The following is a 12,591-nucleotide window of genomic DNA, read 5'->3' as shown; positions in this document are numbered from 1 at the left end:
AACCCCCCCACCCCCCAACCCCAGTTTACGCTTGGTCGGGTGGGCTCGTTTTTGTTTATAAGCGCCGGGCGCGGCCGTTTTTTATCACTGTGAAAAAAAATGGACGCCCGGCCCGCCCCCCGGCGGGCCGTGCCCGCGAGCCGCCTAGAACAGGGCCCGCGAGAGCGCCGTGCGCGCCGCCGAGACCCGGGGGTCGTCCGCCCCGATGACCTCGAACAGCTCCAGCAGTCGTACCCGTACGGCGTTCCGGTCATCCCCCGCGGTCACCCGCACGGTGTCGACCAGGCGGCCGAAGGCGTCCTGCACGTGGCCGCCGGCCATGTCCAGGTCCGCGGCGTCGATCTGGGCCTGCGGGTCCTTCGGGTTCTCGGCCGCCTTGGCGCGCACGGCCGACGGGTTCATGTCCTTGACCCGGGCGAGCAGCTCGGCCTGCGCCAGGCCCAACTTCGCCTCGGTGTTGGCCGGGTCCTCCGCCAGGACGTTCCCGTACGCCTGCACCGCGCCGGCCAGGTCACCCGCGTCGAGCGCGGACACGGCCGCCTCCAGCAGCGCGTCGTGTGGTCCGGCCGGGGCCTCGTCGTCGGCGGCGCCGTGCGGGGTGCCGCCCTCGGCGTTCGGGTCCACCTGGATCCCGATGAGGCCGAAGCGCTCCTCGGCGACCTGCACCAGCTGGGCGAGGGTCGCGCGGATCTCCTGCTCGGGCGCCACGCCCTGGAACAGCGGCAGTACCTGGCCCGCGACCACCGCGAACACGGCGGGGATGCCCTGGATGCCGAACTGCTGCATCAGCATCTGGTTGGCGTCGACGTCGATCTTGGCCATGACGAGGCGGCCGTTCGCCTCGACGACCAGCCGCTCCAGCACGGGGCTGAGCTGCTTGCAGGGCTGGCACCACTCGGCCCAGAAGTCCAGGATGACCGGGACCTCGGAGGAGAGCTGGAGGACGTCGCGCTCGAATCCGGCCTCGTCGACGTCGATCACGAGCGCCGACGGGGGCACCGCGCCGCCGGTCGCGGGCGCACCGCCCTGGGCGGCCTGTCGGGCCGCCTCGGCCCGCGCCTGCTCGGCCTTCGCCTTGGCCTCGGCGGCCGCCTTCACCGCGGCGAGGTCGACGACGCCGCTCATGGACATGTTTCTGGGCTGCATGCGTACATCCTCCCCCCTGTGTGCGCGCCGACGAAAAAGATCGGCCGAATTACGCTGCCGGCCGCAGCCGGTCCGGCCCGCGGTCGAACGGTCCGGTGCTGCTGTCGTGCCTGAACTGCCGTGTGGCTGTGCTGTGGTGGCGCCGGGTCCCCACCTGGCGCCGGTAGCCCTTCGCGTGGTTGTCGCTCTTACGCTACGAGCCGTAGCGTAACTCCCCGTGCGCCTCCGCGTACCCCGCGGGTGCACACGCGTCCCGTGATCTGAAGCACACGTCCGAGCGCCCGGCGGTTCCACTACTGGCGGGTATGGTTCTGCGCCATGCACAGCCCCAGCTCCCCCGGCGGCCGCACGGGCCGCCCCAGAAGCGCCGCCGCGGACGCCGCGATCCTCGCCGCGACACGGGACGCACTGGTCGAGCTGGGCTGGTCGAAGCTGACGATGAGCGACGTCTCGACCCGGGCCGGAGTCGCGAAGACCACCCTGTACCGCCGCTGGGCGGGCAAGAACGAGCTGGTCGTGGACGCGGTCGCGGAGCTCTTCGACTCCCTCGAACTCCCCGACCGGGGCTCCCTCGAAGCCGACGTCGAGGACGTGGTCCTGCAGTTCGCGAAGCTGCTGCGGCGCCCCGAGGCCCGTACGGCGCTGATGGCGGTCGTCGCCGAGTCCACGCGGGACGAGGCCCTGCGCGACCGGATCCGGTCCGCGATCGTGGACCGGCAGAAACGTCTCGTCGTACTGGGCCGCGAACGGGCCCAGGCACGCGGGGAGCTCCCCTACGAGGAGGACGCCGCCCTCGCCGGCCGCTCCACGGACCTGGTCTTCGACGTGATCGCGGGCACCGTGGTGCACCGCGCGCTGGTCAGTTCGGAGCCGGTGGACGAGGTGTGGGCGGCCGCCTTCACGGCCCTGCTGATGCACGGCCTGCGCGCGGGCGCCGGACCTGCCTGATCGATCCGTCGCGGGCCCCCCGGTACGGAAGAGGGCCGGCCGCGGCTGCCTCAGGGCAGCGGCACCGCGGCCGGCCTTCGTCCTGCTTCCGGCGGCCCCCCGGGGGAAGTCGGGCAGCGCCGGGGTGTGCGGGGGCTAGAAGCCCGCGGGCTCCGTGTAGGTGCCCCATTCGTCGCGCAGCGCGTTGCAGATCTCGCCGAGCGTGGCCTCGGCACGCACCGCCTCCAGCATGGACGGGATCATGTTCGACCCGTCGCGGGCGGCGTCGAGCATGGCCTTCAGCGAGGCCCGCACCTTCGCGTCGTCGCGGCGCTCCTTGCGGGCGGCGAGCACGCGCACCTGCTCCCGCTCCACCTCGTGGCTGACGCGGAGGATCTCCAGATCGCCGGTGACCGACCCGTGGTGGACGTTGACGCCGACCACGCGCTTGTCGCCCTTCTCCAGCGCGCGCTGGTAGACGAAGGCCGACTCGGCGATCTCGCCGGTGAACCAGCCGTCCTCGATGCCGCGCAGGATGCCCGAGGTGATCGGCCCGATCGGGTGCTTGCCGTCCGGGTGGGCGCGCAGGCCGCGCTCCTTGATCTGGTCGAAGATCTTCTCGGCGTCGGCCTCGATGCGGTCGGTGAGCTGCTCGACGTACCAGGAGCCGCCCAGCGGGTCGGCCACGTTGGCCACGCCGGTCTCCTCCATCAGCACCTGCTGCGTGCGCAGGGCGATCTCGGCCGCCTGCTCGCTGGGCAGGGCGAGGGTCTCGTCGAGGGCGTTGGTGTGCAGCGAGTTCGTACCGCCCAGGACGGCCGCGAGGGCCTCCACGGCGGTGCGCACCACGTTGTTGTACGGCTGCTGCGCCGTCAGGGAGACGCCGGCGGTCTGCGTGTGGAAGCGCAGCCACATCGACTTCTCGTTCTTCGCGCCGTAGACCTCCTTCATCCAGCGCGCCCAGATCCGGCGGGCGGCACGGAACTTGGCGATCTCCTCGAAGAAGTCGAGGTGGGCGTCGAAGAAGAAGGACAGGCCGGGCGCGAAGGTGTCGACGTCCATGCCGCGGGAGAGGCCGAGCTCCACGTAGCCGAAGCCGTCCGCCAGCGTGTACGCGAGCTCCTGCGCGGCCGTCGCCCCGGCTTCGCGGATGTGGTAGCCGGAGACGGACAGCGGCTTGTAGGCCGGAATGCCCCGGGCGCAGTACTCCATGAGGTCGCCGATGAGGCGCAGGTGCGGCTCGGGTTCGAAGAGCCACTCCTTCTGGGCGATGTACTCCTTGAAGATGTCCGTCTGGAGGGTGCCGTTGAGGACGGCGGGGTCCACGCCCTGCCGCTCGGCCGCCACCAGGTACATGCAGAAGGCGGGCACGGCCGGGCCCGAGATCGTCATCGAGGTCGTCACGTCGCCGAGCGGGATGTCCTTGAAGAGGACCTCCATGTCGGCGGCGGAGTCGATGGCGACGCCGCAGTGGCCGACCTCGCCGAGCGAGCGGGCGTCGTCGGAGTCGCGGCCCATGAGGGTCGGCATGTCGAAGGCCACGGAGAGCCCGCCGCCGCCGGCGGCCAGGATCATCTTGTAGCGCTCGTTGGTCTGCTCGGCGTTGCCGAAGCCGGCGAACTGGCGGATGGTCCAGGTGCGGCCGCGGTAGCCGGTGGCGTGCAGACCGCGGGTGTACGGGTACTCGCCCGGCCATCCGATGCGCTCGAAGCCCTCGTAGGCGTCGCCGGGCCGGGGACCGTAGACCGGATCGACGGCATCGCCGGAGAGCGTGGTGAAGTCGGCCTCGCGCTTGCGGGCCTTGTCGTAACGGGCCTGCCAGCGGCGGCGGCCCTCCTCGATGGCGTCAGCGTCCATGCTTCGAATTTACTAGGACGTCCTAGTAAATGTCGATGGGAAACCCCGGGGAGCTTCTCCCCGGGGTTCGGTTGCTGCGGCCGGGCCGCTACGCGTCGGCGGTGGCCAGGTCGTCGGTGATCAGCGGCTCGATGTCGGCGCGGACCGTGCGCTCGACGAAGAACGCGGCGCCCGGGATGGTCCCGGACAGCATCACCCACAGCATCCGGCCGAAGGACCAGCGGGCCTTGGAGCTCAGGTCGAAGGCGAAGACCAGGTAGACCATGAAGAGCACACCGTGGGCCTGGGACACGGCGAAGGTCAGGCCGGCGCCGGTGTCGAAGCCGTACTTGGCCACCATGCAGCCGCAGAGGATCAACAGCATGACGGCGGTCACGTAGGCCATGACGCGGTAGCGGGTCAGCACGCTTCGTTTCATGGCTACGAGCGTAGCGGGGGCTCCCGGCCCCGCCGACGCCGGGAGCGCGAAGCCGCAGGCGGCCGGCGGGCGGTGTGAGCAGGACCACGGCGGCCCCGCCGCCGCGGGCCTACCGCTCCTCGAAGTCCCCGGCGGACACCCGCAGCGGCCGCAGCATCGCGAAGATCTCGGCGCATTCCTCGGCGTCGTAGGTGTGCAACCCGAAGTCGATCGCCATCAGGTCCTTCGTGGCCGCCTCGACGACCTCGCGCCCCTTGTCCGTGATGCTCGCCAGGGTGCCGCGGCCGTCGTTGGGATTGGGGCGCTTGGCCACCAGCCCGGACTTCACCAGCCGGTCCACCGTGTTCGTCACGGACGTCGGGTGGACCATCAGCCGCTCGCCGATCTTCGACATCGGCAGCTCGCCGGCCTTGGAGAAGGTGAGCAGCACGAGCGCCTCGTACCGGGCGAAGGTCAGGCCGTACGGCTTGACCACGGCGTCGACCTCGCCGAGCAGGATCTGGTGCGCCCGCATGATCGAGGTGATGGCTGCCATCGAGGGCGCCGGCCCCCACCGCCGCTGCCAGAGTTCGTCGGCGCGGGCGATGGGGTCGAAGGGGAGGCTGAGCGGCTTGGACACGTATATGACCCTACCGGGCGGTCATTTGGCGATGTGCCCCGTCTCACTCCTCGGTCCGCTCGCTCGGGTGGCGGAGCGCAGCTCGGCGAGCAGGAGCAGGACGACCACCGTCCCGATGCCGGCGGCGCCGACGACGACCAGGTGGACCGGGACGAACTCGGCGGCGAGGCCGGCCAGGGCCATGCCCACCCCCTGGAGGGTCATCAGGCCGGTGCCGAGCAGGGTCATCGCCCGGCCGCGCAGCTCCTCGGGGACGGCGTCGACGTACCACTGGTCGAGGCCGAGGGTGTGGGCGTGGGCGAGCCCGACGGCCAGCAGTGCGGCGAGGACCACGGGCACGCCGGGCCGGACCGCGTACACGAGGAGGGGCAGCAGGCAGGCGGCGGCGAGCGGGGCCACCAGCCGAGCGCGGGCGGCCGGGCCGAGCGTCGAGCCGGCCCACAGTTCACCCGTGATGGTGCCGATGGGCAGGGCGCACATCATCACCCCGAGCGCGGCGGTGCCCGCGCCGATGGCGTCGGCGTACGGGGCGAGCAGCGCCTCCGGGACGACCGTGAAGACCGGCGGCAGCCAGAACAGCAGGGTCAGGGCCCGCAGCCGGCGGTCGCCCAAAACGGCCCGCATCCCCGCGAGCGGCGAGGTACGGGCGGCACCGCCGACGGCACCGGCACCTGCACCTGCACCTGCGGAGCCCCGGGCGGGCCGGGCCCGGGTGCCGCAGCGCAGCAGCAGGGCGGAGCACAGGAAGCCGGCGGCGGTCAGCCCGAGTGCGGCGCGCGGGGCGAGGACCGTGAGCAACAGGCCGCCGAGGCCGAAGCCGAGGAGCTGGGCGCTCTGGGCGACCATCCGCATCAGCGAGCGGCCGAGGACGAAGGCGTCGCCGGTGCCCAGGACGTCGCCGAGGGAGGCGTTGCGGGTGCCCTGGAACAGCGGGGCGACGAAGGCCATGGCGGCGCGCAGCGCGAGGAGCGCGCCGACGGGCGTGCCGGGCAGCACCATGACGGCGGCGCAGCCGGCGCACAGGAGGTCGCAGGCGGTGAGGACGCGGCGGGCGGGGTGGCGGTCGGCGAGCGGGGCGAGCAGGGTGCCACCGAGGGCGTACGGCAGGAAGCCGAGGGCGAAGGCGAGCGCGCTCATCAGGGGCGAACCGGTGGCGCGGAAGACGAGGACGGTCAGGGATATCTCGGCGACGACGATGCCGAGGACGGACAGCAGGTGGGCGGCGAAGACGTACCGGAACTCCCGGACCCGGAAGACCGGGCCGTAGCCGCCGCGGGCGGCCTGCCGGTCGGTGGTGGTGGCCATGGCCGACACCCTGCGGGGCCACGGAGGGCCGCGGCAGTGATTCGCCGCTGCCCGAATCACTCCCGAGGAACCGGAGGATCACGAAGGATAAGGATCACCGGGTCACGAGGGGGACCATGGCTTTCCACTTCCGCTTCGAGCCGGCCGACCTGCTGCGCTGCCGGTTCTCGATCTCGCCCCGCTGGGAGACCCAGGAAGCGGTGCGCACCCTGATGCGCCCGCACCGGCAGGCCTACCACCTGCCCTGGCTGCGGCAGATCCGGGCCGCAGCCGAGGGGCTGGACCTGGGGCCGCTGTGGCTGCTGATGCCGCGCGCCGGCCACCACCCGGACTTCCTCAGCCCGCCGCCGATCGGCCCGTCGGTGACCTTCGAGGAGGAGCTGGCGCGGGTCCGGGCGGCCGGCTCCGCGGATCCGGAGGGCGTACGCGAGGACCTGCGGCGGTCCCTGGTGTGCACCCCGGGTGCGGCGCAGAGCGCGGCCGGCCGGCGGATGCTCGCGGATCCGGCGCGGGCCGTGCGGGAACTGGCCGACCTGCTGGAACAGGCCTGGGCGGCGCTGATCGCCCCGCACTGGCCGAGGCTGCGGGCGCTCCTGGAAGCCGACATCCTGTTCCACTCGCGGCGGCTCGCGGCGGGCGGCCTGGAAGCGCTGTTCGACGGGCTCCACCCGGACCTGGGCTGGTCCGGCAACACCATGACCATCCGGAAGCCGGGCCACCACGACCGCGGCCTGGACGGGCAGGGGCTGCTGCTGATGCCGAGCGCGTTCGTCTGGCCGGAGGTCGTCGGCGGCTACGACCCGCCCTGGCAGCCGACGCTGGTCTACCCGGCGCGGGGCATCGGCGCCCTGTGGACGGCTCCGGCGGGCCCGGCCCCGCGGGCCCTGGCCCGGCTGCTCGGCCGGGGGCGCGCGGAGGTGCTGTGCGCACTGCACGAGCCGGCCTCCACCACCGCGCTGGCCCGGCGCCTCGAGCTGGCGCCCGCCACGGTCTCCGACCACCTGAAGGCGCTCCAGGGAGCGGGCCTGCTCCTGTCGTCCCGTCACGGCCACCACGTCCTGTACGAGCGCACGCCCCTGGGCATCGCCCTGGCGACGGGCACACCCCCGCCTTCGTGACGCGGCGGCCGGTGCCGCCCGCCGCAGGGTGCAGCCGGACCGGCCAGGCGTCCGTCCCTACCGGCGTGACCGGCGGCAAGGACTCCGCACGGGCTGTCACGCGGGGGCGAGGCCCGCCCGCGGCGTCCGCGAGCACCGCGCAGGCAGCCAGACCGCCCGCCGTCAGCGCCTCGTGGGCCGGCGACAGGGCCCGCCCGGCCCCCCGACACCGCACAGCACGCCGTCCCGAATTCCGATCCCCCAGGATCCATCGACCATGGCCAGGACCCCGGGCCCCGGGACCGCCGAACTCACAACGCTTGGAGTCGCGTTGGGCGACGGAGCTCCGGCGGGGCGTCAGGCCGGTGGCATTCCTCCGTTTCGGCGTTCGGCGCCAGGCCTTGCTCGGAACTGGCCAGCGGAAACGGCTCCGCCACCGCCCGAAAGCGACCCTGCGGGGAGGAGGGACGGGCTCCTGAGACAGGCGCTGCTCTGGGACCGGAGCGTGGTGGCACTCCGAGCCGTACGGGTTTCGACCCCGCCGGCACATGCTGTCCACGTCCCCTACTGAACGGGGCGCCCCCGCTCCCACAGTTCCTCGGCATGGTCCCTGAACCGGTCGAACAGCCCGCCGTCGCCCTGGCGGCGGAGGTGGAGCACCGGGGAGTCGTGCCCGATGACCCGGGCCAGATGGGGCGTGACAAGCGCGTGCTGGTCGAACCGGAAGACGCTGAGTCCGACGTGGTTCACGGCGTCGGAAGCAGCGCTGAACCGTGCTTCCAGCCCTTCGATGGGGCCGAGTCGGGCCAGATGCTCTAGCGTGATCCGCATGCGCGTGGAGACCGTGAGGGCAGCCGCTTCGATCTCTTCCCGTTGGCGAGTGATCTCGCCCGTTGGGTCTCCGACCAGGAAGCGCACCCGACACCCGCTCTCGACCTTTCGCCGGACGATGCCCGCGAAGTCCGGTACCTGGGTCCAGAAGAAGTAGTTCGTGTAGCCGCTGAGGAACATGTCCCGGGTCGTGTCGTCGACCAGTCGGGTCCACACGGTGGACGGGCAGGCAGAGCGGTACGGGTATGAGTGGACCAGCTCGCGGTCATTGCCGACCTTGACTCGGGTGGTGACTGCCTCTGGCCAGATCATCTGTTCGTCCACTCCCAACACCCGGCACGTGTCGTGTCGGTTTCGCGCGTGCGGCGTGAGTGCCTCGTCAGCGATCCAGCGTTCCACGCTCTTGACCGTCACGCCCACTCGGGTCGCCAGTTGCCGGGGGGTCACCTTCGCCGCCGCCATAGCGTCTCGTAAGGCCGTGTTCAAGGGCTCCCCCAGGGACGTTTGGGCTTTCTCGCAGCGTACTGCCGGACATCTCAACTGTCCGCGCCACGGGGCGGATACGTCCCGGACGGGGGACGAACATGGCACCGTCCGGGCAGGTGACGCGGAGGTGCGACATGGCGACGGCAGCACGACAGGAAGCGACCCGGCCGGAGGGCCCGGAGCCTCCCGGCCATGAGTGCGGGGTGTGCCGCGCGCTGGACGCCGACTTGAAGCTGGCCGAAGCGGTCGGCAATCTGGACGCCGCCGAACTGCTGCGCAGCGAGCTGCGCAACCACGCCCGCGAACGGGGTTCGGCATGACCGTTCGAGCCGTGCTGCGCTACGTCCCGTACGTGATGCACCGCCACCCGTCGGCGGAGACGACGGCCACGGCACGGTGCCTGAACCCGGACTGTCAGTGGACTTCCACGCCGACCGGGAACGCGGACGTGTGCACCGACATGTGCATCGGGCACACGGGGCGGACGGGGCACATGACCTTCCTCCGGGAGTTCTCGGAAGTGGCCGTGGTGGAGCGTGTCCCGTGAGCGCCCGTGCCCGGGTGACGGTCCGGGTGATCGACGAGGCTCGGCCGCCCCGCCCCCGCCGCGGCCGTCCGGTCCGGTGATCCGGTATGCCCGCTGGCGCCCGACCCGATCGGCGTGGTGCGCTCACACCGCGCGGACCGCCCACATGCCCGGCGCGTCGCCCCGGCAAGAGCGCGGCTCCCCGCGTGGTCATCGACCGGAGCACTTCACGCGCACCCGCGCCCCTTGCCCGGTGCGCACACAGTGATCAGCGCCCCGTCCCCTGTCGCGGCGCGCGTCAGTCGGGCGGGGCGAGGGCCGACCCCGTGCTTCAGGCCCGCCGGCGATCGAGGCCGCACGGGACCGCCCGGGTTCCGGGGCGCGGCCCCGGAACCCTCGGGGTTCGCGGCCGCGGGTCAGGACAGGTGGCGTTCCACGGTGGCCACCTTCGACGTCAGGCCGTCCGTGACCCCGGGCCGGATGTCGGCCTTCAGGACGAGCGACACCCGGGGCGCCCGCGCCTCGACCGCGGCGACGGCCCGCCGGACGACGTCCATCACCTCGTCCCACTCCCCCTCGACGGAGGTGAACATCGCGTCGGTGCGGTTCGGCAGCCCCGACTCCCGCACCACCCGCACCGCCTCGGCCACGTACTCGCCGACCTCTTCGCCGACTCCCAGCGGAGTCACCGAGAACGCGACGATCACGCGTCGGCCCCGGCGCCCGCCCCGGCCTCCGCACGGCGCGCCCGGGCCGCGATGACGCTGTCGGCCTCCTCGCGCTTGAGCAGCTTGTCGCCGTACAGGCCGCCGAACGGCACCACCGCGAGCAGGAAGAACAGCGCGGCCTTCTTGAACGGCCACTTGGCCTTGCTCCAGGCGTCCAGCAGCAACACCGTGTAGATGAGGAACAGGATTCCGTGCAGGGCACCCAGCGGCATCATCAGGTAGTCGATGTCCGAGATCCGGCTCAGCAGCGAACCGAAGATCAGCAGGGCCGGGAACGACAGCGCCTCCGGTACGGAGATGAGGCGCAGCCGGTGCAGGGCGGAGGCGGTCTGGATGTCCATCTTCAACCTTCGGGTCGGGGGGTCCGGGGCCCGTACAGTGTCTCAGCCGCTTTGCCCGATCTTGACCCGGGGGGCCTCCCGCGGCCGCCCCCGGGAGCGTCCCGCCGCGGGTCTCGCGCCCAGGGGCCCTGTTCGCCTCCGCCCGCTGCCGTTAACGTCATCCCGTGGCTCAGTTCCGACTCCAAGGCAGCAAGGTGCTCGCCGTCGACCTGACCGGGGATGCCGTGAAAGCGAAGAACGGCTCCATGGTTGCGTACGACGGCCAGATGGCCTTCAAGAAGATGACCGGCGGTGGCGAAGGCCTCCGCGGCATGGTGACCCGTCGCCTGACGGGTGAACAGATGACCGTGATGGAGGTGCAGGGGCACGGCACCTGCTTCTTCGCCGACCGCGCGAGCGAGATCAACCTCGTCAACTTGCGCGGCGAGAAGCTGTACGTAGAGTCCAGCAACCTGCTCTGCACGGACGCGGCCCTGCGCACCGGCACCAGCTTCACCGGCCTGCGCGGCGGCGCGACCGGCAACGGCCTGTTCACGACGACCGTCGAGGGCACCGGCCAGGCGGCGATCATGTCGGACGGCCCGGCCGTGGTGCTGCGGGTCAGTGCCCAGTACCCGCTGTCCGTGGACCCGGGGGCGTACATCGCGCACACGGGCGACCTGCGCCAGTCCTTCCAGTCGGGGGTCACCTTCCGCACCCTGATCGGCGAGGGCTCGGGCGAGGCGTTCCAGATCCGTTTCGAGGGCGAGGGCCTGGTGTACGTGCAGCCCAGCGAGCGCAACACCATCGGGGGCGACGTCTGATGCCGTTCCGCGAGATCAACTCGAAGATGGTCGAGGCCCAGGTGGTGCCGGGGCAGAAGATGTACAGCCAGCGGGGCGCGATGCTCGCGTACCGCGGCAGCGTGTCCTTCACGCCGAGCCTGACCGGCGGCCAGGGCGGCGTCATGGGCATGATCGGGCGCCGGGTGGCGAACGAGCAGACCCCGCTGATGGAGGTCGAGGGCAGCGGCACGGTGATGTTCGGCCACGGCGGCCACCACGTCCAGGTCATCAACCTGACCGGCGAGACCCTGTACGTCGAGGCGGACCGCCTCCTGGCGTTCGACGGCACGCTCCAGCAGGGCACCATGTTCATGGGCTCGCAGGGGGGCGTCATGGGCATGGTGCGCGGCCAGGTGACGGGCCAGGGCCTGTTCACCACCACCCTCAAGGGCCACGGATCGGTGGCCGTGATGGCGCACGGCGGGGTGATCGAGCTCCCCATCACCCCGAACCGGCCGGTCCACGTCGACCCGCAGGCGTACGTGGCCCACCACGGGGACGTCAGGAACAAGCTCTCCACCGCGCTCGGCTGGCGCGACATGGTGGGGCGCGGCTCGGGCGAGGCGTTCCAGCTGGAGCTGTCGGGCCAGGGTGCCGTGTACGTACAGGCCTCGGAGGAGAAGCTGTGAATTTTGGTCCCGTGACCGGCGGGCCGGGTGGTCCGACGGTCTTCGACCCGTACACCCTGCCCTCCGACGACAACGTCAACGCGTACACCTTCTGCGTGGAACTCAAGGGGAACCAGTGGTTCCTGCAGAAGGGCAAGATGATCGCCTACTACGGGCGCATCGAGTTCGACGGGATCGGCAACGGCCGGTTCGACCGGCTGCTGCGCACGAGCTTCCACTCCCCGCTGCACGCCGGCGACTGGGTCGTGGCCCAGGGCCAGGGCAAGATGCTGCTGGCCGACCGCGCCTTCGACGTGAACTCGTTCGACCTCGATGACGGCAACCTGACCATCCGGTCGGGGAACCTGCTGGCCTACGAGCCGTCCCTCTCCCTCAAGCAGTCGATCGTCCCGGGCTTCCTGACGTTGATCGGAACCGGGAAGTTCGTGGCGGCGTCCAACGGACCGGTGGTGTTCATGGAACCCCCGCTGCGTGTGGACCCCCAGGCGCTCGTCGGCTGGGCGGACTGCCCGTCCCCCTGCCACCATTACGACCACGGGTACATGTCGGGCGTCCTGGGCGGCCTGCGATCGCTGACCGGCATCGGCGGCACCTCGGGCGAGGAACACCAGTTCGAGTTCATCGGGGCCGGGACGGTGCTGCTGCAGTCGTCGGAGGTACTGATGGCGGAACAGGCGATCGGGACGGTCGGCGCGGAGCCGGGCGTTCCCGGCGGCGGCAGCGGCCACGGTCACGCGGGGCAGCTGGAGGCGCTGGGCATCCGGATGCCGGGGCAGCTGGGGGACCTCCAGCGGCGCTTCGGACTGTGATCGTCACCTTTCCCGATTTTGTACGTCATTCAACTTCTTAGGTAGAGT

Annotated in this window: 15 protein-coding genes; 7 read left to right on the top strand and 8 right to left on the bottom strand. The window is 71.7% G+C overall.

Translation table 11 applies throughout. From position 1 onward, the window contains the following. Positions 1 to 144 precede the first annotated feature (144 nt). The gene (locus tag ACFVGY_RS33365; RefSeq protein WP_385684845.1) at positions 145 to 1,146 is read right to left on the bottom strand and encodes a tetratricopeptide repeat protein; all 1,002 of its coding nucleotides are present in this window, start codon (positions 1,144 to 1,146) and stop codon (positions 145 to 147) included. A gap of 318 nt (positions 1,147 to 1,464) precedes the next feature. Between ACFVGY_RS33365 and ACFVGY_RS33360 the strand changes: the two genes are divergently transcribed. After that, on the top strand, positions 1,465 to 2,094 hold the full coding sequence (locus ACFVGY_RS33360; protein WP_385684842.1) for a TetR/AcrR family transcriptional regulator: 630 nt from the start codon (positions 1,465 to 1,467) through the stop codon (positions 2,092 to 2,094). Positions 2,095 to 2,229: 135 nt separating this feature from the next. On the opposite strand, the gene ACFVGY_RS33355 is transcribed toward ACFVGY_RS33360, so the two are convergent. The 4 genes from ACFVGY_RS33355 to ACFVGY_RS33340 all read right to left on the bottom strand — a co-directional run bounded on the left by ACFVGY_RS33355 (position 2,230) and on the right by ACFVGY_RS33340 (position 6,272). Next, positions 2,230 to 3,930, bottom strand: coding sequence for a methylmalonyl-CoA mutase (locus ACFVGY_RS33355; RefSeq protein WP_385684839.1), 1,701 nt, complete (start codon positions 3,928 to 3,930; stop codon positions 2,230 to 2,232). A gap of 88 nt (positions 3,931 to 4,018) precedes the next feature. After that, positions 4,019 to 4,348 carry a DUF3817 domain-containing protein gene (locus ACFVGY_RS33350; protein ID WP_385684836.1) on the bottom strand — a complete coding sequence of 110 codons (330 nt, stop codon included), beginning with the start codon at positions 4,346 to 4,348 and terminating at the stop codon, positions 4,019 to 4,021. A 109-nt stretch (positions 4,349 to 4,457) separates the two neighbouring features. Further along, on the bottom strand, positions 4,458 to 4,967 hold the full coding sequence (locus tag ACFVGY_RS33345; protein ID WP_360635698.1) for a MarR family transcriptional regulator: 510 nt from the start codon (positions 4,965 to 4,967) through the stop codon (positions 4,458 to 4,460). A 21-nt stretch (positions 4,968 to 4,988) separates the two neighbouring features. Further along, positions 4,989 to 6,272 carry an MFS transporter gene (locus ACFVGY_RS33340; RefSeq protein ID WP_385684833.1) on the bottom strand — a complete coding sequence of 428 codons (1,284 nt, stop codon included), beginning with the start codon at positions 6,270 to 6,272 and terminating at the stop codon, positions 4,989 to 4,991. A gap of 116 nt (positions 6,273 to 6,388) precedes the next feature. On the opposite strand from ACFVGY_RS33340, the gene ACFVGY_RS33335 reads away from it, so the two are divergent. Beyond that, positions 6,389 to 7,390 carry a DUF5937 family protein gene (locus tag ACFVGY_RS33335; protein WP_385684830.1) on the top strand — a complete coding sequence of 334 codons (1,002 nt, stop codon included), beginning with the start codon at positions 6,389 to 6,391 and terminating at the stop codon, positions 7,388 to 7,390. Positions 7,391 to 7,933: 543 nt separating this feature from the next. Here the strand turns inward: ACFVGY_RS33335 and ACFVGY_RS33330 are convergent. Next, positions 7,934 to 8,512 (bottom strand): DUF5919 domain-containing protein, encoded by a 579-nt coding sequence (locus ACFVGY_RS33330; protein ID WP_385684851.1) that lies wholly within the window; start codon positions 8,510 to 8,512, stop codon positions 7,934 to 7,936. Positions 8,513 to 8,820: 308 nt separating this feature from the next. Here ACFVGY_RS33330 and ACFVGY_RS33325 point away from each other — a divergent pair, with 308 nt between their 5' ends. Both ACFVGY_RS33325 and ACFVGY_RS33320 read left to right on the top strand, forming a co-directional pair. Further along, a complete protein-coding gene (locus ACFVGY_RS33325) occupies positions 8,821 to 9,006 on the top strand; it encodes a hypothetical protein (RefSeq protein ID WP_385684827.1) in 186 nt (61 codons plus the stop codon). After that, complete coding sequence (locus ACFVGY_RS33320; RefSeq protein WP_385684824.1) at positions 9,003 to 9,233, top strand: hypothetical protein; 231 nt, start codon at positions 9,003 to 9,005, stop codon at positions 9,231 to 9,233. Before ACFVGY_RS33325 ends, ACFVGY_RS33320 begins: the two co-directional genes overlap by 4 nt. 395 nt (positions 9,234 to 9,628) lie before the next feature. On the opposite strand, the gene ACFVGY_RS33315 is transcribed toward ACFVGY_RS33320, so the two are convergent. Both ACFVGY_RS33315 and ACFVGY_RS33310 read right to left on the bottom strand, forming a co-directional pair. After that, a complete protein-coding gene (locus ACFVGY_RS33315) occupies positions 9,629 to 9,919 on the bottom strand; it encodes an MTH1187 family thiamine-binding protein (protein ID WP_385684821.1) in 291 nt (96 codons plus the stop codon). After that, a complete protein-coding gene (locus ACFVGY_RS33310; protein WP_385684818.1) occupies positions 9,916 to 10,281 on the bottom strand; it encodes a DUF3817 domain-containing protein in 366 nt (121 codons plus the stop codon). Before ACFVGY_RS33310 ends, ACFVGY_RS33315 begins: the two co-directional genes overlap by 4 nt. 164 nt (positions 10,282 to 10,445) lie before the next feature. Here ACFVGY_RS33310 and ACFVGY_RS33305 point away from each other — a divergent pair, with 164 nt between their 5' ends. The 3 genes from ACFVGY_RS33305 to ACFVGY_RS33295 are packed head-to-tail and all read left to right on the top strand — an operon-like array spanning position 10,446 to position 12,543. Further along, positions 10,446 to 11,084, top strand: a complete 639-nt coding sequence (locus ACFVGY_RS33305) for an AIM24 family protein (protein WP_385684815.1) — start codon at positions 10,446 to 10,448, stop codon at positions 11,082 to 11,084. Continuing rightward, positions 11,084 to 11,734, top strand: a complete 651-nt coding sequence (locus tag ACFVGY_RS33300; protein ID WP_179173249.1) for an AIM24 family protein — start codon at positions 11,084 to 11,086, stop codon at positions 11,732 to 11,734. Before ACFVGY_RS33305 ends, ACFVGY_RS33300 begins: the two co-directional genes overlap by 1 nt. Continuing rightward, positions 11,731 to 12,543, top strand: coding sequence for an AIM24 family protein (locus ACFVGY_RS33295; RefSeq protein WP_385684812.1), 813 nt, complete (start codon positions 11,731 to 11,733; stop codon positions 12,541 to 12,543). The genes ACFVGY_RS33300 and ACFVGY_RS33295 overlap by 4 nt, the downstream gene beginning before the upstream one ends. Positions 12,544 to 12,591 lie beyond the last annotated feature (48 nt).

Origin of the sequence: Streptomyces sp. NPDC127106, assembly GCF_042677605.1 — a bacterium.
Classification (GTDB): Bacteria; Actinomycetota; Actinomycetes; order Streptomycetales; family Streptomycetaceae; genus Streptomyces.
The sequence above is the reverse complement of the archived record's forward strand: the minus strand, read 5'-3'. Positions and strand labels throughout refer to the sequence as shown.

Bases quoted from the DNA above. Each gene is read 5' to 3' on its own strand.
- ACFVGY_RS33365 (WP_385684845.1), bottom strand. From the start codon at position 1,146: ATGCAGCCCAGAAACATGTCCATGAGCGGCGTCGTCGACCTCGCCGCG.
- ACFVGY_RS33360 (WP_385684842.1), top strand. From the start codon at position 1,465: ATGCACAGCCCCAGCTCCCCCGGCGGCCGCACGGGCCGCCCCAGAAGC.
- ACFVGY_RS33355 (WP_385684839.1), bottom strand. From the start codon at position 3,930: ATGGACGCTGACGCCATCGAGGAGGGCCGCCGCCGCTGGCAGGCCCGT.
- ACFVGY_RS33350 (WP_385684836.1), bottom strand. From the start codon at position 4,348: ATGAAACGAAGCGTGCTGACCCGCTACCGCGTCATGGCCTACGTGACC.
- ACFVGY_RS33340 (WP_385684833.1), bottom strand. From the start codon at position 6,272: ATGGCCACCACCACCGACCGGCAGGCCGCCCGCGGCGGCTACGGCCCG.
- ACFVGY_RS33335 (WP_385684830.1), top strand. From the start codon at position 6,389: ATGGCTTTCCACTTCCGCTTCGAGCCGGCCGACCTGCTGCGCTGCCGG.
- ACFVGY_RS33330 (WP_385684851.1), bottom strand. From the start codon at position 8,512: ATGATCTGGCCAGAGGCAGTCACCACCCGAGTCAAGGTCGGCAATGAC.
- ACFVGY_RS33325 (WP_385684827.1), top strand. From the start codon at position 8,821: ATGGCGACGGCAGCACGACAGGAAGCGACCCGGCCGGAGGGCCCGGAG.
- ACFVGY_RS33320 (WP_385684824.1), top strand. From the start codon at position 9,003: ATGACCGTTCGAGCCGTGCTGCGCTACGTCCCGTACGTGATGCACCGC.
- ACFVGY_RS33310 (WP_385684818.1), bottom strand. From the start codon at position 10,281: ATGGACATCCAGACCGCCTCCGCCCTGCACCGGCTGCGCCTCATCTCC.
- ACFVGY_RS33300 (WP_179173249.1), top strand. From the start codon at position 11,084: ATGCCGTTCCGCGAGATCAACTCGAAGATGGTCGAGGCCCAGGTGGTG.